The sequence below is a fragment of the Streptomyces sp. NPDC055189 genome, assembly GCF_053606765.1.
The window spans coordinates 158,493-179,741 of the sequence record NZ_JBSGSG010000006.1; the positions used below are offsets into that span (position 1 = coordinate 158,493).

Here is a 21,249-nt window from a genome sequence, read left to right on the forward strand (position 1 = left end):
CGGGCGGCTGACCGGCCGTCACCGAGTGACAGGGCCGGAGAGGGTTCGTCCAGGTACCGGGCCCGGGTCCGGGCCAGCCCGGGTCCTCGTCAGCGGCCAGCAGCTCTTGCTGTCCCCTCGCCCCACGGGTCGGCCCAGCCGCACATGCCGTAGGCGTAGCGTCCGCTGATGCCCCAAGCACTCATGCTCTGTCGCAGGTCGTGCCCGGGCGCCCGGCCAATATCCAGGGCGTCGCGGCGGCGCCAGGCCCGCCAGGCGGCGAGTACGGGTTCAGTCAGCTCCCAGCGTTCGTCGGACGGGCCGCTGGGATACCCGGTGTGCGGGGTCATGTGTTGGATGCACCGCGCGGCGGGCGGCCTGGCCAGCAGACAAAGAGCAGTGGGCCGGGCCCAGTTGGGAGAAGACAGGAGCTGCCGGGACGAAACAGTCCTCTGCCCGCGCACGGCGCGGGTCCGCGGCGTGTGGGTGACGTCGGCCGTCGTTCACCCGTGGAGCGAGCAGGGTTCTTGGGCTGTTGCGCTAGAAGCGCAGGCCTGTGGCGATCTCATCGCCGACCAGTGACCAGATGGTCTCGTCGTCCTGGAAGGGCAGCGGGTCGATGCTGGCCGTCTCCCGACGGGCGCTCTGGACCGCGTGGTCCAGGTGTTCGAAGGCGGCTTCCTCGTCGTCTCCGACGGTGAACTCGTCCAGCAGGCGCTGGAAGCGGAGGGTGACATGGATGAGGGAGGAGACGTCCGTGTGGAGTCCCCGCGCGGTCTCCTCGTCGATGTCGAAGGCATGCACCTTGCCCGATCCCGGGTCGAAAGCTATGTGGGCGTTGAGCAGCCAGCCGATGACGGGCCATCCGCCCGCGTCGCTGGAAACGTCCTCGAAGTCCTGAACCTCCAGGACGTCGTCGACGAGGGGCAGCAGACCGGTGACTTCGTCGGGATTACGCAGGTAGAACGTGCCGGCGGGCATGCCGACGGTTTGCAGGAGACGGGCGCCCTCCGTCTTTGCTGCTGAGGCCGGAAAGGCGGCGGCGGGCAGGGTCACGAGCCGGTTTTCGCCGAAGATGTCGACGAGGGCGCCGCGGGTAACGTCGAAAAGCACTGCCGGAACTCCGAACTGGGGCGGCGACACGGGTGCCGCGGGACTCTGGGCGGACACAAGTGGTCGCTACACCAGCGATGTGCGACTCCCGGGACAGCAACAATGCCTCCCGGCCCAGGGTGACACAGCCGCCCTGGGGCCCCACGACGAGGACCCCGCAGAAGGATCCGGGTCACGTCCGCTGGAATGGTGTATCGACGGCGGCTCGGTGATCTCGTTTCGAGGTTACGCGGGTCAGGGCGGGAGGAACACGCTGCCGGTGCCGGCGGTATTGCCAGGGCACGGCACAGCGTCGACCCCGCACTGGGCCGTACTGCCGCCACGTCGGCGGCAGTTGTGGTTGCCGTACTCGGCACGACTCTCGCGACCGCGCCCACGGCGTCGGCCGTGGACAGCAGCGGCTGCTCCAAGAACATCGCCAAGCAGGCGCGGACCGTGCACGATCTTGCACCGGGGTCACCATCCGCAGCGGCCCGGCCCAGGGCTATACCAAGCGGTACCACCTCTACTACGAGCCGTCGCCTGCATCGCCGAAGCCGAGCGGGAAGGCCGGCTCGGCGACGTCGAAGGACTCAAGGCCAGCCTCGCTGGTGGTGCCGCGGAGAAATTCGCTCGAATCGACCGGCGGTCGCAGCCCCACCCGACGACTGACCCGGGCATCCCGTCGGTACGATCACGGCCATGAGCGGCAGTGCGATCATCGTCGCGGAGCTGAGCGCCTCGGCCGAGGAAGCTCCCGCGCGGGCAGCGGCCGTCGCCGACTGGCTTGCCGACCAGCGGATCATTCAACCCAATGACTTGCCTGACCCGCTCTGGCGGCCAAGTCGGTACATCCCCGGCCCCGCTGCCGCGGCAGCGGTTCGCGACCTGCGTCCCGGCACCAGCCCCGTCGGCGACGGCATCGACATCCTCCACCACCGTCAAGTCCACGACGCCGGCGGCAACTACACCCCGCCGACCTGCCCGAACTGCATCGCCGCGCTCAACGAGGACGCCCACCTCACGCTGATCAAGTCCTGGCTCGACCGGACCGAGCCCCTCGTGCCCTGCGAGAACTGCGCGACCGCCGCGCTCCTGGGCGACTGGACCGGCCCATGGGCCATTCACGTCGCCAACCTCGCTGTGCGGTTCCATAACTGGCCACCGCTCAGCGACGCCTTCATCCTCGCGCTCGGCGATCGCCTCGGCCCACGCTGCCGTCTGATCCACGAGCGGATCTGAGACGCTCCAAGTCCCGAGGCAGCCGAACAGGGCCTGGTCAGGGCCAGGTTCAGAGAAGCCTGCATCCGTTGTCCAATGCTGAACATCAACCCGAAGACGCTGCGCCGCCCGGACGAACTGGCGGAGGACGTCGTCGGCCGCCGTGAACGCGCCGTCGCCGAGGACCGGCGAGGTGACTCAACCTCTTGTCAGTCACCGCTGTTACGTTGGCGCGTGGATCTTGCTTCGACGTCTGGATAGGGCGCATGTGCGACGAACGGCTCGCCGAGTTCTCCCGCGAGCGACTGGACGGCCGTCCGATACCCGACGATCTGCGCGTGCTGTTGGTTGCGCAGTGGGAAGGCCGCACCGACTTCACCCACCTTCTCGACCTCGAGTTCTTCGCGACGGGGGAGGTCCATCCGCTCCTGGACACCAGCTATCGGAGCGAAAAGGAACTCGCTGACTTGGAGTCGCAGGCCGTCGACGCCGGAGTAGCGGAGATGGCCAGGTACGTCAAGCTCGTGGCGAAGGGCGGAAAGGGGTGGATGGGCTACTGGCTGCACCCCGACGAACCCGCGGACCGTGCCTGGCATCTCATAGAGGTGGACACGGAGTTCAGTTTCTGGGGTCTGGCCGGACTCACCCTGACCGAGGGGGCCGCCGCCGCGCAGGCAAGCTACCAGGACGAGCCCGACGAGCGGATCGCGTTCACGCAACTGGCCGCCGCGCTCGCCGAGCTTGGGCTGCCACCCAGCACCCGGGAGTACACCGCCCTCGATGACACCGAGTACACGGTTGACCCGGAGGAACTGATGGAGGAGTTGATCGAAGCCGAACGCGAGAAGCGCGGTCTTGGCTGAGCAGGGGACTGCAGCGCCTCGGGTGCCGCGACGGAAGGTGGATGCCAGATCACCTCTGACTGCGCCGCTTCCTCCGCAGGCTCCTTTTGCGCGTCGCCGAACGCTGAGTGCTGCAGTGAAAGGGCTGAGCACCTTGCTTCTTCTATCGAGAATCGATAGATTTCCATCGTAGGTCGATGGAAGGTGGATCATGGGGCAGTTGGCAGTGCGTGTGCTTCGCACGGTGCTCGTGATGGTGCTCGCCGGCACTGTTTTCGTGCAGGCGGGGATGGTGTGGGTGTTGGTCAGCGGGAGCGATCCGGAGGACGGGTCGCTCCCGCTGACCCCGCTGCGGGTGATCGTGATTCTGGGCATGGTGTCGGGGCAGGTCGTCCTGGTCAGTGTGTGGCGGCTGGTGACGATGGTGCGACGCGGAACTGTGTTCTCCCGTGCCGCCTTCCGTCACGTGGACACCGTGATCGGTGCGATCGTGGCGGCCTCCCTGCTGTGGTTCGCTGTCACGGCCCTCAACGCGCCGGGCCAGCGGGAAGACCCGGGCGTCACCGTCATCATGGGCGGGGTCGGCCTGGCTATCCTCGGGGTCGCGCTCATCGTGTACGTGCTGCGGATGCTGCTCGCGCAGGCCGTCGCGCGCGATGTCGAAGCCGCGCAGATGCAGGCCGAGTTGGACACGGTGATCTGATGGCGATCGTCGTCGACATCGACGTGATGCTGGCCAAGCGGAAGATGTCCGTGGGGGACCTCGCGGACCGCGTAGGGATCACACCCGCCAACCTGGCGGTACTCAAGAACGGCCGGGCCAAGGCGGTGCGCTTTGCGACGCTCGCCGCGCTGTGTGAGGTACTCGAATGCCAGCCGGGTGACCTGCTGCGCTGGGAAGCCGGGGATGCCGCGGGCTGATGACGTGGCGCGGAGCTGGCCAGAAGGTCCCGGCGTCACCGGCCTGAGGCCGGGCGGCCCCTGGAGTTCGGGAACCCGGGGGGGTGCCGAGACCGCCACAGGCCCGGGCGCGTCCATCCCGTCACGCTTCGGCACCGGCCATACCACTGGTGACGACGATCGCGGGTACGTCGCCGGTCTCGTTGCGCCCCAACCAGACGACACCGCCTGACTGGGCGGTGCGCGGCTGGCGTTAACGGTTTTGGTTGGCCGCACTTTTCCGGTCTGGAGTGGCCCTATCTGGGTTTCGGGCCAAGCCGGGTTCCGGTCTGGAGTGGTCCCGGCTTCCGGTCAGGAGTGGCTCCGCCGGATGTTCGACCTGTGCGACGATCCTCGGGTGGATGGCCTTGCTTCTGGCGCTCGTCGCTCCCTGCTCGTTGTATCGCTCACGGTTGTGGCCGCCGATGCATCGGAACAGTTGGCGTGGGTCGACCGATACTGGATGTCGACCGACGAGATCGCGTTGGACTTCGAGCACGCTTTCCGAGTCGCGTCCGGCGCTGCCGACGCTGAACTTGATCGGGAAGTCCTTGCTGATCTGAAAGCGATCGATGCGATCTTCGATGGCATGAGCGGCCAGGATCATGCGGACTGCTGGACCGGGAAGGCTGTGGCGTCCGACCCGAGATGGTCCGAGGCAAGAGATTTGGCCCGCCGAGCTCTCGTGGTGCTCGTGGGCGATTGGCGGCTGCCGATGCCGGAGCTCCGCGAGATGCAGTGATCAGAAATCTTCCAGGTCAGTGAGTTTCCGTGGTCGCTCGGTCAGCGGTTGGCCTGCTGCCTGGCTTTGGTCTGGGCGAGGCGGTAGGACTCAGCGCCGGTCTCGATGACGGTGCCGTTGAAGGTGAGGCGGTCGACGACGGCCGCGCAGAGCCGGGGGCCGGTGAAGGTCTTGGTCCAGCCTCCAAACGATTCGTTTGAGGCAATGGCGACACTGTTCTTTTCCTCGCGCTCGGTCAGAACCTGGAAGCGCATCTCGGCCCCGCGGCGGTCCAGGTCGAGGTAGCCGTGTTCGTCGATGCAGAGGAGATCGACGCGGCCGTAGCGGGCGATGGTCCTGGTCAGCTGCTTGTCGTCCGCGGCCTCGACCAGTTCGTTGACCAGGCGCGCGGCGAGCGCGTAGCGGACCCGGAAGCCGGCCATCGCGGCGGCGGAGCCGAGTCCGATCAGCAGGTGGGTTTTGCCGGTGCCGGAGTCGCCGATCAGGCAGAGCGGCTCGCCCTTCGTGACCCATTCGCAGGTGGCCAGGTTGTTGACCCGCGCCGGTGTCACGTTCGGGTTGGCCGTGTAGTCGAAGTCGGACAGCCATTTCGAGCGTGGGAAGCTCGCAGCGCGGATGCGGCGCTCGGACCGGCGGCGGTCGCGGTCCTCGCATTCGGCCATCAGTAGTTCGGCGAAGAACCCGCGGTAGGACAGGTGCTCGCGTTCGGCTCTGTTGACGGTGTCGGCGAACTGGGCCCGCATGGTCGGCAGCCGTAGAACCCGGCAGGCGGTGTCGATCGCGGCGTGGGAGGCGGGCTCGGTCAGGGTGTGGTGCGGGCTGGTCATGGCTGTTCCCTTCCCGGACGGTGCAGCAGTTGGTCCCAGCGTTCGAGGGCGGGCAGGGGTCGCTGGTCGGCGGGCAGTCGGCTGGTCCGGCGCTCAGTCAGGCTGGGCAGCGGCAGCTCGGGCGGGGTAACCGGCTCCGTCAGCACGGTGGTCGCGGTCACCGTCGGGGACCGGCCCCCCAGCTCGGCGGCCTTGCGGGCCTCCAGCGCGACCACGTCCGTGGTGCAGGCTCCGGCCGCCAGGGCGGCGAGGATTTCGGCGACGACGTCGCGGTGCTGCAGGTGCCGGTGCAAGAGCAGGACGCGGACCAGGGCTTTCGTGCCGTCGGTCTCGCCGCGCGCCCCGCCGGCGGGGCCAACTCGGGCCGGAAAAGTCGGGTCAGTTCAAACCGTTAATGCCACACGCCACCAGATGGGCTTGCTGTGACTCGTCGCTTATCCGCTCGCACCCGCCCGGCAGCTCGGCGTCGGCGAAACAACCGACATTGTGGTCGGCGCTGAACCGGGGCTGCTCGCCCGGCGGAAACCGGTTGTGTCCTCGTCGACACCCAGGCCCCCATGCCCCACCCGACTACAGTTGTGTCGCTGATGCGCAGCCGGGTCGCTGCGCATTCGACCCCATCGAAGTTTTCACCGAAGAACTCATAAGGCCCTGCCGTCCACGCGATCTCCACTCGGCAGACGCCCGGAGAAATGCGCACCGCCAGCTCCCGCGGGCACTTCGTCGGTAACCCGCGCGCATATTTCGAGGTGTCCTCGTCGTCCCACGGCGCATCGACCACCAGACGGCCGCTGGGTACACGAAGGGTGGTCACTTTCTCGATGCGCGTCACAGTGACGGGTGTTGTCGGTCGGATTGTTGTGCACCGCCCCGAATGTGCACCGGGCGTGAAAACCGTCTCCAGGCGCCAGGCTGCCTCCGGCCCGGCTGCCAGCCGCGCGTCCCCGGCTCGCTTCATGTCCCCCTCCTCGCCGCCTTGTCGGCGCGCTCCCGTCCGCCATGGCCGGGTGGATCGGGTGGCGACAGGGCTCACCGACGAGCAGCCGGCCGAGATCGCCGCCCTCGACACCGGTAGCTCTCGCTTCTTCGACCACCACGACCCGGAGATCGTCGCTTGGTTCGCCAAGCGCCGCCAAACCGCCTGATCCGAAGTACCACGGCCGCAAGGGGTGGGCGGCAGGACGACGGCCTGCCGCCCACCCCTTTCGTTCCCGCCATTCGGTGGCGTGACCGACTGCAGTCGCCGCCTCCTGACCGGCCACCCCCACCGGCCCGTGAGGGCCGGTTCCCCGGCCGATCGGCGTGCCGACGAATTCCCGCCGTGATCGGAAAGCGCTTGTGGACAAAGCAAGATCGGCAAAGTACCGATAAAGCGTTCTCGGTGAAACATCGGTCCACTGAAGTGATCGCCGATCAGCCGATGTTGTTCCGGCAAGAACGGTTGCCGCTCCGGAGGAATCCAGTGGTGATGCCTCGCCCCTGCCATGAATGCGGGGCACGGATCCCACGGGGTATTCCCCCTGCGCCGAGGCGACATGTCGATGAAGGGCAAGTGCGATGAACGAACCGAGCGCGCGTCTGATCCTGGCTTTCGACGGTTCCTGCGGGCAGTGCCGGCAGATCTCCCGCCTGGTCGAGCGGGCCTGCGAGGGGAAACTCGAAGTCCGCCCCCTGGGCGCCCCGGACGTCCGGCAGTGGCGCGAGCAGGCCCTGGGCTCGCGGCCACCGTGGGCACCGACCCTCCTGCGGGTCGAGGGCAACGGCGTCCGCGCGTGGGTGGGGCGCGCCATGGCTGTGCCGCTGGTGCGGCGGTTGGGACTGCGCTCGACGGTCCGGGTGGTCCGGGCCTTCGGCAGGCTCCGCCACCCCGCCACCTCTTCCGCCGAGGGGGCCGGCGACGTGATGGGGCGCAAGCGGTTCCTCCAACTCGGCGCCGGTGCCGCCGTGGTGGCAGGCCTGGCCGTCACCGGGCAGGTCCCCGCCTTCGCGCGCAGCGGCCGGTCCAAGTCGCAGGTGTGGGTCGAGGCGAACATGGACCGCCTTCCCCGCAAGTACGCGGACTTCTCTGCCTACCCGATGTCCTACCGGAGGCAGATCTACCCGCACCTCCCGCCCGAGACGAAGCGGCAGCTGTGGCTGGACCACCTCGGCCGGTACCGCGAGACCGCCGCCCGGCTGACCCCGGCCCGGACCGCAGTGCTGGACCGGGCGACGACCATCGTGCGCGAAGAGTGCACCTTCACCTCCGTTCCGGAACCGGGCTCGGCGTTCGACCGGAGCCTGCGCCAACTGCGGGAGGAGGCCATCGGGCAGTTCGGCCGTGACGAGGCCAATGCGCTGCTCATCACACTCGGCCCTGTGCAGGACCCGGTCTCCTCCCCGGTAGAGGAGGACGACGACCTGTTCGTCACCTGTTACTGCTCCGACCAGTGTCATGACAACTGCCCCGGCAGCGACCACTGCCAGTACAAGATGCACAACTGCGCATTCATCACGGACTGCTGCGCGTTCTGGCTGTACGTCTGCAACGGACTCTGCACGAACTGAAGTCGAGGGGCACCGGAGTCGATATCCGCCACCCCAGCCAGCCAGCCAGCTCCGCGCCGCGTCACACCCGGCCCGCACCCCGGCGAGCACCGACCGGCCGGGGTGCGGGCCGGGTGCGCCCCGGAGAACGCGGTGGCTCCTGGAGCACCAGGCCGGAAGGGGGCGGGGAGCCGGCTGATACGGCACGGCGACCATAAGCGCACTCGTCGACGCAGTTTCACCTGGACCGACTACCGCGACCTGCTGTCCTCCGCCCCCCAACAACTCGGGGCGCCGATGGTGGTGGTGTGGGACAACCTGAGCGTGCACAAGGACGCCCGGTTACGTGCCTTCATAGACGCCCGAGACTGGATCACCGCAGTCCATCTGCCGCCCTACGCACCCGACCTCAATCCCGTCGAAGGCGTCTGGTCCCTGCTGCGGCGCAGTTCTCAAGCCAACACCGCCTTCACTGACCTTGACCACTTGAGCATGCTCTACGTCATGGCTTGCGCCGAACTCGGTACCGCAGCAATGTGCTTGACGGGTGTCTCGCCGCCACCGGACTGCCCCTCACGCACACGAGACCACGCCTACAAGCTCAGTAAACGGCCCACCGATCGCGCAGCCGAACAAGCCACTGCGCGGCCACGGCGAAGCCAGTTGAGCGGAACAGACCTGTCCTCGCGCGGCAGTTGGCGGAGCAGGTCGCCGGCCTGGACGAGAGCCATGAGACCGGGTGCTCCGTGGAACGATCGTCATGGGCCGGGGCGGGCGCTGGTGGCGCGGGGCGGATGCTCCGTAGCTGAGGGTGCCGGGTGTGCCGCCCGTTTTGCGGCGGACTAATTTCCCGCCCACCCGTTCACTATGCCTCGAGTCCGCCTCGGGGCGGGGCGGTGTCGGTGAGGGATGCCGCCAGGGAGGTCAGTACCGAGCGGAATTCCCGCTCCGTCAGGGCGTGCTTGTGCACCGTCGTCGGGTGGCGGTCGAGGGTGCTGTACACGTCCGTGTGCGGGCGGCGTTCGGTGCCCGTCTCCAGGAAGAGCGTCAGGGCTTCGCTGCCCGGATCGCACCAGGCGCGGTGCAGCGCGAGCGGGCCCAGCGCGTACGACGCCCCCGCGACGTAGCGGACCGTGTGCACGAGCCGGAGGCGAGTCGGACCCCGGTGCAGGAGCAGCCAGTGGGCGCCGTCCGCGGACAGCTGCTCCCGGTACGCGGTGACCGTGACGCCCCCGTCCGTGGAGTCATCCCCCGGACCCTCGGACACGTACAGATCGGACAGCAGCTCACCGCGCACCACCGCGGAGGCCAGCGCGGAACGGTGGTTGTGGATGTCCAGCCTCTCGTCCGGCCCGGTCGCCCGCCACGCGTGCAGCCGGAGGGTATAGGGGTAGCCGCCGTCGACGAGCTGCAGTCGCCATTGACAGCCCAGAGTGTCACGGTACGAGCGCCGCGCGCAGGCGGCGGTGGTCTGCGTGCCGGTCGCGAGTTCCGTGAGCATTCCCAGCAGGGTTGTTGCGTCAGCCAGTTCGGCCACCGTGGCTCGCGCCCTATCGAGCCGCCGCGCTTCTGGGACATCGCCGCCCAGCATCGCGTCCAGGTGTTCGCGCGCTCGCGTCAGATGTTCTCCCACCCTGTCCACCCGCCTCCGTCAGGGACCACCACGAGAGCCCGGACACTCGTCGTTCTCGCCCGGGAGTTGGAAGACGGCCACACAGGCCAGGTGATCCGAGTAGTTGTCGACAGTCACCGACTCGGTGAGGACCAGGTCGGGGGAGTGCAGGACATCGTCCACGCTGCGGTCCCGCTGAGTGGGCTGTCCGTCGAAGGCGCTGGCCAGAGGGACGTCCAGTGTGTCGAGCAGCAGGCCCGAGGCGTTCGCGTTGAAGTCGCCGCACACCAGGAGCCGCCGCGGCCCGCCGGGCCGGACCAGCTCGTCGGCGAGGGCACGCCAGATCTCCTTGAACTCCGGTTCCGCCGCGTCACGCCGGAACAGGTAGAAGGGGAACGAGTGCAGCGACACGACCTCGACCTCGGCCTCGCCCAGATCGACGGTGACGCGTACGTGGCCCTTGTCGTGGCTGTGGATCTCCTGACCGTCCAGGACGACGTGAAGCCCGGGGTTGGGCAGCACGTACCGTCCCGTATTCCGCAGCGGAAAGCGGCTGGCCACGGCTACGCCGCTGCGGCGGCCCGGCGTGAACGAGGAGGCGTGCAGCGGATGCGCCGCCACGTGCCGCAGCGGGGTCCGCCTCCGCAGTTCCGCGAGCAGTTCCGCGTGTCCGTCCCGGTCGAAGGCGACCTCCTGGAACGCGGCCACGTCCACGTCCCGTTCGGCGATCAGGGCGAGCACCTCCTCGGTCGCACGCGGGTCCGCGGGGCCCGCCCCGTTGGCGAAGGCGCCGCTCGAACCGTCGACCCCCTCGTGCAGGTTCCAGCTGACGACCGTGAGGGTGCGGCGCTGCGTTCTCACAGGGCCCGTGCCCGTGGGGGGCGCGGCGTGGCCCGCAGTGCGTACTCCCGCATCACCACCGCCCCTTGGTACGCCAGCCAGATCGGTTGCCTGCCGTCGTGCCATCGCCACGTGCCATCCTTGAAGCAGTCGAGGGTTGATCGTACGGTCGTGGCCAGCAGTTCGGGCGCCTCGGGTGCGCCGGGCAGCAGCAGCGCTCTCGTCACCCATGCCGGGGTGAAGTGTCCGACCAGCAAGGCGTCCACGGTGCCGTCCGCCATGGGGCGGCGCAGTTGTTCGTCCATGAGTCGTAGTTCGAGTTCTGTCCCGCACAGCCATCTGAGTCCGGCCCCGGCCACGCGGGCGAAGGGTGCCCCGTCCGGAAGTGCTCCGGCCGCGCGGTGCAGGGCCAGGACGGCTCGCGCAGTGTGCGCGGCGGACGGCTCGACCGCGTGCACGCTCTCTCCCCAGCAGGCCGTCCCGCCGCCCATCGCCGCCGCGCCGGGGCGGGCTGCGTCGGCCAGCCGGTGGACGAGACGAAGCAGCCCGGCGGACCCCGGCGCGATCTCGGCCAGTGCAGCCACGACGATCGTGAGCACGGTGGTGCAGTCCATGCCGAGCGGGTCCTCCGCGGGATCGAGCATGTCCTCCAGCACACCGGTCAGTTGCGCCCGCGTCGCGTCGTCGAGGCCGCTGCGCACCATCGCTGCCAGCACCCACGCGGTGACCTCGGGCCGGCCGCGGTCCCGCTGCGTACTGGCCGCCCAGCCGCCACCGGTCTTCTGAAGCGCGAGCAGCGAGTCGAGCACCCGGCGCCTGTGCACGCGCGGCTCGCGCAGGTCGCACGCCGAGAGCATGCGCAGCCCGTACGAGGTGCCGATCGCGGTGGGTGGTACGTGATGATCATCCAGGTACTGCGACCATCCGGCCAGGTCCTCGCCGCGGTGGGAGAGCATGCGGAACTCGGCCAGCACGCGGTGCGCCGAGTCGTCGACCAGCCGTTGTACGGAGACCTCCGCCGGGGGCAGGAGCGAGGCGGACGGTTCCTGGTCGGCGGACCGGTCCGTCCGCCACTGCGCCGCCATACGCAGGGCGAGCCCCAGGCACAGGGCGCAGAGTCCGGCGAAGAGGTACCGCAGCACGGAGAGGCTGAACCAGTCCTCCGGCAGCCCGTAGTCGAGCAGCGCCTTGTAGGCGATGAGCGCCGCGGCGAACGGCCCCAGGGCGACGAGCGCGTCGGTGAGCCGCCGGACAGTCCCGGGCGGGTCGTGGGGCGACGGGCCGGGGCCGGTGGTGCCCGTACGGGTGCGGTGCGTCATCACGTCGCCTCCCCCGACCGGCCGCGCGCGAGCCGGTAGGCGGCAGAATAGCCGGGACGCACCGACACGTTCATGGGTGCTGCTTGATCCCCGCCGGGATTCAGCCCTCCTCCACCTCGCACCGCCTGCCCTGCTCCACCGACTCCCCACGGGGGCGGCCTCCTGGTCGCGGCGGCGCCAGGCGGCCGCGGGGGCGTCTAGGAGCGGTGGGCGACGAGCACTCACGCCCCGTCCAACGACCGCCGATGACTGCAGTCACAAAAACATCCCGGAACACCGGCCAACTGGACCAGATTCCCTCGGGGTGCAAAGCGTCGGCGAGGCTCGCCGGTGCGGCCGGCGGCGGGCGAGCCCAAGCTCATACGTATCCGGATGCAGCAGCCACAGACGATCCGGCTGGCCCCGCCTCCACGCGGTGAGCTCTGACAGACCCTGCAGCCCGGTCATATCGAGTCTTCCCCGATCCCGTCAGTCTTCGGCGAGAGCGCGCTGGCACACCCATATCCCCGCGTCGGGCCAGGTGCCGGCGATCTCGGGTAGGCCGCTGCCGGAGTACTGTCGCAGACTGCTCGACCCGTTTACCTCCCTGGCTGCGGCGGCAACGGTCACGGCCGCCCTGCGTATCGGGACGGGCGTCTGCCTGGCGGCACAGCATGATCCGATCTCGCTGGCGAAGGCGGCCGCGACGTTGGACCACCTGTCCCGCGGACGTTTCACCCTGGGGATCGGTTTCGGCTGGAACCGGGAGGAAGTGGCCGACCACGGTGTCGAGTTCGGGCGTCGCCGTGCAGTCGTCTGGGAGTACATCGCCGCCATGCGGACTCTCTGGGGGCAGGAGCCTGCCGGTTTTCAGGGCGAATTCGTCTCGTTCGGACCCTTCTACCCCTGGCCCAAGCCGGAAAACGCATCTGTTCCGGTCCTGATCGGCGCCAATGCGCACCTCTCTGTCTTCCGGCGTATCGCCGAGTGCGCCGACGGCTGGATGCCGATCGGGGGCCGCGGGCTCGCGGCGCACCTGCCCGCGCTGCAGCAGGCATTCGCCGATGCGGGGCGCGATGCGTCGGCCCTCCGTGTCGTGCCGTCCGGAACCCTGCCGAACAGGGGGAAACTGGACCACTACCGCAGACTCGGTGTCACCGAGGTGCTCTGCCAGCTTCCTTCGGGATCCGCCGACGAAACGCTGCGCGTACTGGACGACTTCGTCCCGTACATCGCGTAGGCCAGAAGACCAGCTACTGGCGTGCGAAGCAGCCCCGGCGGGGCCTCTGGCCACCCGCTCCTTATAGATCGACCAGACCGGCGAACTCCCCGTAGTCGGTCCGCTTCCCGCACAGCTCGCACTCACCCGCCTGGAGCCGGCGCGGCCTGGCGAGTCGATGCGCAGGCGTGCTGGGGGAGGAAGGAGCGGCCGATGCCGTGCTGTCTCGTCGTATCGTCGGCGACGGTGAGCCGGTGTCCCCCATCGGGCCTGTCCATCGGGGGTGATGAGGGAACCCGAACATCCCGGGAAGGGCTGTGTGGCGTACGCCCGCGCAGAGCTCTCGTAGAAGCCTCGGTCCTCTCCGTGAACGCCTCTTTGCGCCCCCGCGACGGACGGCCTCTGTGCGCTGGGCAAGCGTCATGCCGCACGGTGCAGCACCCGGTCTGCCGCGGTGCGGGCGGCAGCCAGTGTGTCGGCGACGTCCAGTGCGGTCAGGGCCGCGGCGCGCTTGAGGACGCGGCCGTCGACGATGACGGTGTCGACATTGGACGGCTGTGCCGCGGTGACGACCAGGCGGGCGGGATCGGTGACCATGCCGAGGTTCACGGCCCGGCTGTCGATGGCGATGACGTCGGCGCGCTTGCCCGGAGTGAGGGATCCGGTGAGATGGTCCAGCCGCAGCGAGCGGGCGCCGTCGATGGTGGCCAGTTCGAGCGCGCGCGGGGGAGAGAGGGCGTTTGTCCTCGGCGTGGCCGTTGGCCACAGCGTGGACGATCCTCATGGTGGCGAAGGGGTCCGCGTTGCCGGAGATCATGGTGGTATCGACGGACAGGCCGGTGGGGATCCCGGCGTCGAGGAGCGCCCGGGTGGCGGGCAGGCCGTAGCCGATGGGCATCTCGGTGTAGGGGGACATGGAGGCGGATCCGCCTGCCGCGGCCAGGGCACTGATTTCCGCGGTGGTGGCGGAGTTGGCGTGCACCACTTGCATGTCCGCACCGAGCAGGCCGGCCTCGGCGATCTCCAGGAGTTGTCCGGCCGCCCGGCGCGGTCCACTGGCGTGCAGTGTCACGGGCAGACCCCAGCTGCGTGCGGTCTCCAGTTCCGCGCGGTAGACGCGGGGCGCGACGCGACGCGCATGGACGGGTCGCTGCCGCCAGGGCCGCGCCAGGCCATGCCCAGGCCGACCAGGTCGTTGCTCCAGGCGTGGTGCAGGCGCTCCAGATCGTGGAGGTCGATGGTGCGTGCGTTGTCGTGCCCGATGGACCAGCCGTAGGAGAAGCGGGCTCGCAGGCCGGTGGCCCGCAGGGCGGCGAGTTCGGCCTCGGCGTGCTCGGGAGAGCGCACGTTCTGTGCCCAGTCATGGACGGTGGTGCAGCCGGAGTGGATCGCTTCCGCGCACGACAGCAGCACACCGGCGGCTGCTCCCGCGGCGTCGACGAGCGGGCCGAGCCGGTTGAGGGTGGTGAAGTACTCGGCGTCTGCGCCGGGCCCGACGGACAGGCCGCGCAGCAGTGTGCTCCACATGTGCCAGTGGGTCTACACCAGCCCGGGCACCACGATCATTCCGGTGGCGTCGATCCGCTCGGCGGCGGGAGCGTCGACGCGCGGGGCGACCGCGGGATCTCCCCGTTCCTGACGTGGACATCGCCGGTCGCCGCGTCCATGGTGAGCACATGACCGCCGGTGAGAAGGATGTCCTGACGCTCGGGCTTTACAGGGCTGGGCATGGCAACTCCTCAGTAAGAGCAGGATAAAGCGCATAAAAGCGTGTAAGGGAAGTCACCTTGCGTCGCGATGGTTATGCCTGTTCTGCGCGCTTATCGAGGACGCAGCCACCATCGCCCTCGGGTGCAGCGGGCCTGAGGCTGGTCTGCTTTGCTGGCCGGTTGGGTGCACGCAGCGGTGCCGGGGGATCCGGCCGGGGGTCCGGTTTCTGCGACTGGGCGGGCGGCAGCCCTCAGTCGGTGCAGGAAGCCGGCTCGGCGTCCTGCGCGAGGCGCGGCTGGGCCCTGCCGGAGGCCGACCCTGGGGAACACAGGGTGCGCCCCGTTCCGCGTCGTCACGCGCCCGCATGCACATACCCGGCCCAGAGCGACGGCGTGCGCGGATATTTGTCGCGCTGTTCCAGGGTGGCCCGGCGCAGTGCGGCGGCGGAGCGGGCGCAGTCCAGGCCCTTGGTTCCGGTCAGGGAAGCGTAGAACGTCTTCGCGATCCGCTCGGAAATCACCTCGTCGGCCTCCCACAGCGTGCCCACCACATGCCGGAATCCGGCCAGTTGGAACGCGCTCGTGAGATGGATGGCCTCATCCCGGAGGTCGGCTGCGGCGGTGTAGGTCGTCCGGCACGCGGACAGGTAGGCCAGTTCCGCCCCGTCCAGGGTCACCGAGGCGACGCCCGCGGCGGTCAGCGGACTCGTCGCGTGATCCCACAGCATCAGGCGGCTGCGTGAGGGGTCGACGGAGTCCGTGACCGCGTGGCCGACCAGGTGGACGATGCGGGCGCCGGTGAGCCGCGCCATAACCGCCGCCCTGGTCGGCATGGTGGCATCGGCAGCCGCGGCGTGCGCCGTGTCGTCGTCAGGCCCGATGAGCATCGTGGGGCCCGGCAGGAGGGCCGCCACCGCTTCCGCTTCGCCGCGGGCACCGTCGAGGGGTGCCGCCTGCGGGGTGCGGGGCATGGCGACGATCAGTGACTGCCCCGGTTCACCCTCCGCGCCGTCTTCGTTGTCTGCGTCCGGCAGCGGGCGGCGGGCGTAGCGCAGCGCCCGGACCGTGGGCGTGTAGGAGGAGATCACCCGGTCCGGGACCGTACGGTGACCGCCCTGCGCGACGGCCTCGGCGTGGTGACCGGCGGCGTGCAGCGGCAGCGTGCCCAGCAGTCCGCCGGGCGACCACCACACCCGCGGTGCCTCACCGCCCGCGTTGATGCCCGCGTCGATGCCGGAGTCGATGCCGAGCGCTAGCAGAACGGGCTCGGCGGCCACGTCCCAGAGCCAGCCGAGGACGCCGCTGAGGGTCTGCTGCGCCCGGCGCTGCGCCCTGAGGTCGGCCTGCGGATCGGTGACGACGGCGATCGTACGGTGGAACAGATCGGCTTGCCGGGTCGCTTCCTCGAAGGTCAGGGCGGGCAGCGGCAGATGGTAGACGCCGTGGGGCCGCACCAGCAGGGCGTCGCAGCGGTGCGGGCTGCAGTTGAGGACAACGATGGGCCCCGCTGCGGCAGCCGTGCGCAGCGTCTGCGACTCCGGTGGCAGGGCGAACGACGCGAAGCCCTCACGGCCGCGGATCTCGTCGAGGGTGGCGGCGAGGTCGGCGGCGATACGCGGACGGTTCAGGCGGCTGCCGGCTGCGTCGCCCGCGTTCTGTGTGGCCGCGTCGGTGCTGCGGCCTGTCGCGGGGGCCGTCTCGCTGTCGAGCAGATCCCGCAGGTGTACGAAACGGTCGGCGAGCCCGGGGTGTTCCTTGCGCAGCTCCGTGATGTCGCCGCGGGTGTCGAGGAGTTGGCTGTGGATGACGGCCCGGCCCTGTTCGAGGGCCCGGAGGGAGTCGAGCGCGGCATCCGGCAGGAGCGGCAGGTGCGGGACGTCCGGGTGGGGGGTCGATCCCGCGGCCAGCGTCACGGCCGCGCTGAGGGTGGTCAGGTCGCAGACGCTCCGCAGTGCGTGCTGCTGATCGGCCCGGCTGCTTCGCCGAGGGGCGAGGAGGGGGATGAGGCCGACGGCGTACTCCAGCAGGTACTGGGCCCAGAGCACGTCCATCGGGGCGATCAGGACGGCGGCCGCCCGGGCGGAGCGGATCCGCTGGGACGCCGGGAGGCTCTCGCTGTACGCGGCGGTGGTGAAGTCGTCGACCGCCTGCATCACCGTGCCGGGGATCAACGGCCTGTCGCGGAGGGCGGCGAACGCCTGAAGGAGCGGATCCGGGCCGACTTCCTCGGCCTGTTCCTTGTGGGCGACGCCCAGGTTGTGGCGGAACACGCCGCGGGCCGCATGGTCGTGCGGAGTGAGGTCGATGGCCTCCTGGCACAGGGCCACGAGATCGTCCACGTCCACCCGCCCGGGATTCCGGCGCCGCTCGTCGAGCAGCGCGCTGACCAGCGGAGTGAGGGCGTGCAGCGCAGTGGGGTCGTGCGCGGGGACGGCCTCGGCGGCACGCCGTGCGATCACCAGGGCCTCGTCGAGGTCCGCTGCGAGGCCGCGCGCCTGGTAGCGGCGCAGGAGGGCGTGGCCGAGACCGGAAAGCGCCACCCATACCTCGTCGTCGCTTTGGTCTACCGCTCGCCGCAGCAGGGGGACGGCTTCGTCGTACCCGGTCGGGTCGCCGTCCCGCTCGGCCCGGTTCGTGAGCGCGCTGCCCAGGGCGTGCAGGTCCTGGCCGTTGGTCGGGGCGGGGGAGGCATGCAGGCGCCGCAGGGTGCGTACGGCGGCGTCGAGGTCGTCGAGGCTGTCGGTGTGCGATCCGCGTTCGGTGAGGGCGGTGCCCAGTTGGTACAGCGGGCGCGCGCCGCCGGGGCCGTCGAGGTTGTCCTCGCCGACGGCGCGGACGGCCTGGTGGGCGCGGTCGACGGCTTCGTCCAGGGCGGCAATGTCCCCCGTGTGCTTGAAGAGGAAGATCAGACAGACGATGAGCTCGCCGAGTACGGTGCCGCGTTCGGGGTGGTCGGGCGGCACCTTCACGACGGCGTCCCGGCCGGCGGCCACTGCCTCACGAAGCGCGTCGAGGCCCTGGCCGGCCCGGTACCGGGCGCGGTGCACGCGCGCGGCGAGGGTGCCGAACAACGCGATGCCATCGGTCTGCGCGTACTGGCGGACGGCGTCCGAGCGCAGCAACTCGGCTGCCTCGGTGAGGTCTTCAGGCCGTTGCTCGTGTACGTAGCGATGCCACAGCGCGCGGGCCAGGGAGCGTATGAAGACGGCGCGGAGGTGTGCGGGGGCTTGGTTGCCGCCCGTGCCTGCCGTCCTGTCCGCGTCGGCCGTGCCGCCGAGGCCGGTGCGGATGACTTGGATGACTCGCTGTGCGTCACCGGCGCCGGCAGGGCCGGGCGACACGGAGGGGGCATCGTCCCGGGCCATGCGGGCCAGGAGCGCGACGGCCAGTCTGCGGAGGATCTCCCAGCGCAGGACGGTGTCCTGGTCCGGCACGGTCGCCAGAGCCCGCTCGCTGCAGTCGACCACCGCATCCAGGTCGCCCTGGTCATCTGAGTGATGGTGGCGCAGCCAGTACGTGTGGGCCAGCTTGTGCAGGACTCAGGCGAGTTGAAGGGCGGGAAGGCCGTGGTCGGGCGCCTGCGTGAGCGCCGTGCGCAGCCGGATCGCCTCGTCCAGGTCCGCGGGATCCGCCCCACCGTGCTCGAAGCGCTGCTGCAGAGCGTCCGCCGCGAAGTCGTGGGCGACGAGGGCCAGCGGCGGCAATTCCATGGCCGCACGGCCTGCCCCCACCGCCTCGTCCCACCGGTGCTCCTGGAGCGCACGCCCCATCAGATCGCCGAGCAGAACACCCAATTTCGAGGTGAGGCCCGCGCGCTGCGGCTCGGGCAGCGCGGTGTGGCGCAGCGCGGTCGTACACGCCGCGCAGGCGGTGCGCACGTCGTTGAGGGACTTCGTCAGCGAGTACCGCCCGGCCAGGGCGATGGCCAGGTGGCCGCGGACGAGCGGCCCGTCGCCGTGTCCGGCGGGCAGGGCGCGCACGGCACGGCTCAGCAGGCTGACAGCGCGCAGCAGATCGTCGGCGTCGGGCTTGCTGAGTGCCTGGTACCGCTGGAACAGGACCCACCCCAGTGCGCACAGGTGGCCGCCGTAGCGGTCATGGCCGGGATCGGCGTGCCGGAGCAGGAAGGAACACCACCACACGAGAGCCGACAGCTCCGCCTCGACGGTGTCGTCGCCGGCCTGCAGAGCCTGCGCCAGCTGGGTGCTCACATGCGTGCCGTACGCGTCCGCGATCCGGCTCCGCAGGCCCTGAGGCACCAGGTGCAACAGGTCCGGGCGGAACAGGGGAGAGAGTGTGCGTACCGCGTTGTCCAGATCGCTCCGGGCGCTGCGCTGGACGTATCGGTGCCAGAACAGCCAGCCCAGGGCTACGGTGGCCGGGTCGTCGGGGCGGCCGGGGGATGCGATGTGTGCGGGGGGATCGAGCTGGCCGGCGGCCACGAACTCGGCCAGAGCGTCGATCAGTTCGTCGTCAGAGGTGTGTGCCCCCTCGGCGCGCAGCACCCGTGCGGCCCGCTGCAACAGCTCCCGGCGCACGTCCTCGCGCCGCTCCGGCGATGTCGCCGCCTGCTCCGGTTCGTTCACCGGCCGTGCCCCCAAACCGCTGCCTTCCGGCCGCGCGTTCCTGCATGATGCCCGAAGGATCTGTGCCTGCGACGGGGGTTCGGGATGACAGAGGAAGATGCGGCGGCGCAGGTTCAACGAGGCCTGACGTACGTATGTGAGAACTTCGACGCGCTGCGTGAGATTTTGGCCGGGGATGGCCAGAGCGCAGCGCTCGACCGGCTGCGCAGCACGGTCGTCGACAGAGCAGGGGCCGGAACCGAGGGTTGCCGGGCGGCACTTGACGCCGTCGACGAGATCCTGCGGCGCAACCAGGTGGCTCATGGTGCCTACGGCCAGGCGTTCCGCTCGGGTACGTGGCCGGCGACGCCCGTCGGGACGGGGGAGGCGGCGAAAGCCGAGCTCGCCTTTCTCTGTCCCCTGCGGGTCTGCAGGCGCTTGGAGTGGGCTGCACGCGCGATGCGGGAGGCACCCAAGTGCAAGGTGGCTGACGTGGCGTTGCGTTCGGTGGAGCGCTGATGGCAGGGCGCCCCGCCGACGGGAAGGGCCCGGCGATGAATGGTCCGCCGGCATGAACGGTCTGCTCACGGAGCTGAGCAAACGCCTGGCAGAGCGGTGGCTGTCCCTCCTCGTGCTGCCCGGCGCGCTGTTCCTGGGCGTGGCCTTCACCGCCCGGACCCTGGGCCATGGCCACGCCCTCGACGTGGATCTGCTGGTGCGCGAGGTACAGGCCTGGCACCCGGCTCCGGGCGCCGGTGCCGGCGTGCGGCTTGCCGTGCTCCTGATGATGGTGGCGCTGCTGGCCGCCGCCCTGGGCATCGTGGCACAGACGCTCGGTTCGCTGGTGGAGCGACTGTGGTTCGCGGCGGACTGGGCGCTGTGGCCGTGGCCTCTGCGGGCGCTCGCCGACTGGCGCGTCAAGAAGCGCCGCGAGCGGCGGGCCGCAGCGGAACGCGCCTACGAACGTGCCCGCCGGCGCGTGGGCGAAGCGCTGATCGCGGGCGACAGCGGAGGCGGCACCGGGGGTGATGCCGCAGGCAGCGACGGCGAAGCGGACCTGCGGACGGCGCGGCTGGCGATGGCCCGCATCTCCCGGGAGAGGCCGCATCGCCCGACCTGGACCGGTGACCGCGTGCACGCGGTGACCCTCCGCCTCGCCCAGGACCTGGCCCTGGACCTGGCCACGGTATGGCCTGCCCTGTGGCAGTTGCTGCCCGACGCCCCGCGCCAGCAGATCGAGGCGACCCGCGAGGCCCTGAGCCGAGCGTCCGCGCTCGCGGCCTGGGCCGTGCTGTACGCGTTGCTGGCGGTGTGGTGGTGGCCCGCGCTGCCCCTCGCGGCCGCCACCTTCCTCACCGCCCAGCTTCGGATGCGCAGCGCCACCGACGCGTACACGACCCTGGTAGAGGCGTCGGTGCACCTGCATCTGGGGGAGTTGGCGCAGCGCCTGGGGGTGCCGGCGGAGGGGATTCCCGGCCGCCGTACGGGCCGGGAGGTGACGTGCCTGTTGCAGGGGCAGCGGCACCTGATCAACTTGACGGCGCCCGACCCGGAGGAGTGACGCGGCCGACAGCCTTCGCGCAGCGCTGCGTCGCGCTCGTCGTGCGGGTGCGGGTGCACGGCATCGGCCTCGGGGCGGGTCCAGTTGAGGCGGAGGGCACCGTGACGGCTGCCCGGAGCCAGGACGGACGCGTCCATACTCACCGCGGGGCAGCCGAGCGTGCGCGTCCGTACCCGGCGTTGGCGCTCCGTCAGCAATGCCAGGAAGAGCACCGCGTCGGCGTGGGTCTGCTCGCCGAGCGCGGCTGTTCCCCGGGCCTTTCCACAGCCAGGAGAGT

At 70.2% G+C, this 21,249-nt stretch carries 23 protein-coding genes; 11 read left to right on the forward strand and 12 right to left on the reverse strand.

Annotation, left to right across the window (positions count from 1 at the left end):
- Positions 1-89: 89 nt before the first annotated feature.
- Entirely contained in the window at positions 90-329 is a 240-nt protein-coding gene (locus ACWFR3_RS07025) for a hypothetical protein (protein ID WP_453733519.1), read from the reverse strand.
- Between the two features lie 190 nt (positions 330-519).
- Entirely contained in the window at positions 520-1,092 is a 573-nt protein-coding gene (locus ACWFR3_RS07030) for an SUKH-4 family immunity protein (RefSeq protein ID WP_453733520.1), read from the reverse strand.
- 681 nt (positions 1,093-1,773) lie between these two features.
- Between ACWFR3_RS07030 and ACWFR3_RS07035 the strand changes: the two genes are divergently transcribed.
- From ACWFR3_RS07035 to ACWFR3_RS07055, 5 genes are all read left to right on the forward strand, one after another.
- Positions 1,774-2,313, forward strand: coding sequence for a hypothetical protein (locus ACWFR3_RS07035; protein WP_453733521.1), 540 nt, complete (start codon positions 1,774-1,776; stop codon positions 2,311-2,313).
- Between the two features lie 245 nt (positions 2,314-2,558).
- Complete coding sequence (locus tag ACWFR3_RS07040) at positions 2,559-3,155, forward strand: hypothetical protein (RefSeq protein WP_453733522.1); 597 nt, start codon at positions 2,559-2,561, stop codon at positions 3,153-3,155.
- A gap of 190 nt (positions 3,156-3,345) precedes the next feature.
- Positions 3,346-3,837: a DUF2975 domain-containing protein gene (locus ACWFR3_RS07045; RefSeq protein WP_453733523.1), complete on the forward strand. Its 492-nt coding sequence runs from the start codon at positions 3,346-3,348 to the stop codon at positions 3,835-3,837.
- Positions 3,837-4,055 carry a helix-turn-helix domain-containing protein gene (locus ACWFR3_RS07050; RefSeq protein ID WP_453733524.1) on the forward strand — a complete coding sequence of 73 codons (219 nt, stop codon included), beginning with the start codon at positions 3,837-3,839 and terminating at the stop codon, positions 4,053-4,055. Before ACWFR3_RS07045 ends, ACWFR3_RS07050 begins: the two co-directional genes overlap by 1 nt.
- A gap of 349 nt (positions 4,056-4,404) precedes the next feature.
- On the forward strand, positions 4,405-4,815 hold the full coding sequence (locus tag ACWFR3_RS07055) for a hypothetical protein (RefSeq protein ID WP_453733525.1): 411 nt from the start codon (positions 4,405-4,407) through the stop codon (positions 4,813-4,815).
- Positions 4,816-4,856: 41 nt separating this feature from the next.
- On the opposite strand, the gene istB is transcribed toward ACWFR3_RS07055, so the two are convergent.
- Together istB and ACWFR3_RS07065 are read right to left on the reverse strand one after the other, a co-directional pair.
- Positions 4,857-5,642, reverse strand: coding sequence for an IS21-like element helper ATPase IstB (istB, locus tag ACWFR3_RS07060; protein WP_453733526.1), 786 nt, complete (start codon positions 5,640-5,642; stop codon positions 4,857-4,859).
- Positions 5,639-5,935, reverse strand: a complete 297-nt coding sequence (locus tag ACWFR3_RS07065; RefSeq protein ID WP_453733527.1) for a hypothetical protein — start codon at positions 5,933-5,935, stop codon at positions 5,639-5,641. Before ACWFR3_RS07065 ends, istB begins: the two co-directional genes overlap by 4 nt.
- Positions 5,936-6,658: 723 nt before the next feature.
- Here ACWFR3_RS07065 and ACWFR3_RS07070 point away from each other — a divergent pair.
- The 3 genes from ACWFR3_RS07070 (at position 6,659) to ACWFR3_RS07080 (ending at position 9,014) form a co-directional block, all read left to right on the forward strand.
- The gene (locus tag ACWFR3_RS07070; protein WP_453733528.1) at positions 6,659-6,787 is read left to right on the forward strand and encodes a hypothetical protein; all 129 of its coding nucleotides are present in this window, start codon (positions 6,659-6,661) and stop codon (positions 6,785-6,787) included.
- 412 nt (positions 6,788-7,199) lie between these two features.
- Entirely contained in the window at positions 7,200-8,189 is a 990-nt protein-coding gene (locus ACWFR3_RS07075) for a bacteriocin fulvocin C-related protein (protein ID WP_453733529.1), read from the forward strand.
- A gap of 276 nt (positions 8,190-8,465) precedes the next feature.
- A complete protein-coding gene (locus tag ACWFR3_RS07080; protein WP_453733530.1) occupies positions 8,466-9,014 on the forward strand; it encodes a transposase in 549 nt (182 codons plus the stop codon).
- 19 nt (positions 9,015-9,033) lie between these two features.
- Here ACWFR3_RS07080 and ACWFR3_RS07085 read toward each other — a convergent pair whose 3' ends face one another.
- From ACWFR3_RS07085 to ACWFR3_RS07095, 3 genes are read right to left on the reverse strand one after another with little or no spacing between them, the layout of a single operon-like run.
- The gene (locus ACWFR3_RS07085) at positions 9,034-9,810 is read right to left on the reverse strand and encodes a hypothetical protein (protein ID WP_453733531.1); all 777 of its coding nucleotides are present in this window, start codon (positions 9,808-9,810) and stop codon (positions 9,034-9,036) included.
- A gap of 9 nt (positions 9,811-9,819) precedes the next feature.
- The gene (locus ACWFR3_RS07090) at positions 9,820-10,641 is read right to left on the reverse strand and encodes an endonuclease/exonuclease/phosphatase family protein (RefSeq protein WP_453733532.1); all 822 of its coding nucleotides are present in this window, start codon (positions 10,639-10,641) and stop codon (positions 9,820-9,822) included.
- Positions 10,638-11,939, reverse strand: coding sequence for a hypothetical protein (locus ACWFR3_RS07095; RefSeq protein WP_453733533.1), 1,302 nt, complete (start codon positions 11,937-11,939; stop codon positions 10,638-10,640). The genes ACWFR3_RS07090 and ACWFR3_RS07095 overlap by 4 nt, the downstream gene beginning before the upstream one ends.
- 415 nt (positions 11,940-12,354) lie before the next feature.
- Here ACWFR3_RS07095 and ACWFR3_RS07100 point away from each other — a divergent pair, with 415 nt between their 5' ends.
- A complete protein-coding gene (locus ACWFR3_RS07100; RefSeq protein ID WP_453733534.1) occupies positions 12,355-13,158 on the forward strand; it encodes a TIGR03619 family F420-dependent LLM class oxidoreductase in 804 nt (267 codons plus the stop codon).
- A gap of 399 nt (positions 13,159-13,557) precedes the next feature.
- Here ACWFR3_RS07100 and ACWFR3_RS07105 read toward each other — a convergent pair whose 3' ends face one another.
- The 5 genes from ACWFR3_RS07105 to ACWFR3_RS07125 form a co-directional block, all read right to left on the reverse strand.
- Positions 13,558-13,905, reverse strand: coding sequence for an amidohydrolase family protein (locus tag ACWFR3_RS07105; protein ID WP_453733572.1), 348 nt, complete (start codon positions 13,903-13,905; stop codon positions 13,558-13,560).
- Between the two features lie 300 nt (positions 13,906-14,205).
- On the reverse strand, positions 14,206-14,664 hold the full coding sequence (locus ACWFR3_RS07110; protein ID WP_453733535.1) for a hypothetical protein: 459 nt from the start codon (positions 14,662-14,664) through the stop codon (positions 14,206-14,208).
- 35 nt (positions 14,665-14,699) lie between these two features.
- Positions 14,700-14,867, reverse strand: a complete 168-nt coding sequence (locus ACWFR3_RS07115) for a hypothetical protein (protein WP_453733536.1) — start codon at positions 14,865-14,867, stop codon at positions 14,700-14,702.
- A 332-nt stretch (positions 14,868-15,199) separates the two neighbouring features.
- The gene (locus ACWFR3_RS07120) at positions 15,200-18,313 is read right to left on the reverse strand and encodes a CHAT domain-containing protein (RefSeq protein ID WP_453733537.1); all 3,114 of its coding nucleotides are present in this window, start codon (positions 18,311-18,313) and stop codon (positions 15,200-15,202) included.
- Positions 18,314-18,385: 72 nt separating this feature from the next.
- Positions 18,386-19,432: a hypothetical protein gene (locus ACWFR3_RS07125; protein ID WP_453733538.1), complete on the reverse strand. Its 1,047-nt coding sequence runs from the start codon at positions 19,430-19,432 to the stop codon at positions 18,386-18,388.
- Positions 19,433-19,516: 84 nt separating this feature from the next.
- Here ACWFR3_RS07125 and ACWFR3_RS07130 point away from each other — a divergent pair, with 84 nt between their 5' ends.
- Positions 19,517-19,930 (forward strand): hypothetical protein, encoded by a 414-nt coding sequence (locus ACWFR3_RS07130; protein WP_453733539.1) that lies wholly within the window; start codon positions 19,517-19,519, stop codon positions 19,928-19,930.
- A 52-nt stretch (positions 19,931-19,982) separates the two neighbouring features.
- Positions 19,983-20,972: a hypothetical protein gene (locus ACWFR3_RS07135; protein WP_453733540.1), complete on the forward strand. Its 990-nt coding sequence runs from the start codon at positions 19,983-19,985 to the stop codon at positions 20,970-20,972.
- Positions 20,973-21,249 lie beyond the last annotated feature (277 nt).

Excerpts from the sequence above, each read along its gene's own strand:
- ACWFR3_RS07115 (WP_453733536.1), bottom strand. The coding sequence starts at position 14,867 with ATGCCCAGCCCTGTAAAGCCCGAGCGTCAGGACATCCTTCTCACCGGC.
- ACWFR3_RS07025 (WP_453733519.1), bottom strand. The coding sequence starts at position 329 with ATGACCCCGCACACCGGGTATCCCAGCGGCCCGTCCGACGAACGCTGG.
- ACWFR3_RS07095 (WP_453733533.1), bottom strand. The coding sequence starts at position 11,939 with ATGACGCACCGCACCCGTACGGGCACCACCGGCCCCGGCCCGTCGCCC.
- ACWFR3_RS07130 (WP_453733539.1), top strand. The coding sequence starts at position 19,517 with ATGACAGAGGAAGATGCGGCGGCGCAGGTTCAACGAGGCCTGACGTAC.
- ACWFR3_RS07135 (WP_453733540.1), top strand. The coding sequence starts at position 19,983 with ATGAACGGTCTGCTCACGGAGCTGAGCAAACGCCTGGCAGAGCGGTGG.
- ACWFR3_RS07035 (WP_453733521.1), top strand. The coding sequence starts at position 1,774 with ATGAGCGGCAGTGCGATCATCGTCGCGGAGCTGAGCGCCTCGGCCGAG.
- ACWFR3_RS07040 (WP_453733522.1), top strand. The coding sequence starts at position 2,559 with ATGTGCGACGAACGGCTCGCCGAGTTCTCCCGCGAGCGACTGGACGGC.
- ACWFR3_RS07045 (WP_453733523.1), top strand. The coding sequence starts at position 3,346 with ATGGGGCAGTTGGCAGTGCGTGTGCTTCGCACGGTGCTCGTGATGGTG.
- ACWFR3_RS07075 (WP_453733529.1), top strand. The coding sequence starts at position 7,200 with ATGAACGAACCGAGCGCGCGTCTGATCCTGGCTTTCGACGGTTCCTGC.
- ACWFR3_RS07110 (WP_453733535.1), bottom strand. The coding sequence starts at position 14,664 with ATGTGGAGCACACTGCTGCGCGGCCTGTCCGTCGGGCCCGGCGCAGAC.
- ACWFR3_RS07080 (WP_453733530.1), top strand. The coding sequence starts at position 8,466 with ATGGTGGTGGTGTGGGACAACCTGAGCGTGCACAAGGACGCCCGGTTA.
- ACWFR3_RS07055 (WP_453733525.1), top strand. The coding sequence starts at position 4,405 with ATGTTCGACCTGTGCGACGATCCTCGGGTGGATGGCCTTGCTTCTGGC.
- ACWFR3_RS07050 (WP_453733524.1), top strand. The coding sequence starts at position 3,837 with ATGGCGATCGTCGTCGACATCGACGTGATGCTGGCCAAGCGGAAGATG.
- istB (WP_453733526.1), bottom strand. The coding sequence starts at position 5,642 with ATGACCAGCCCGCACCACACCCTGACCGAGCCCGCCTCCCACGCCGCG.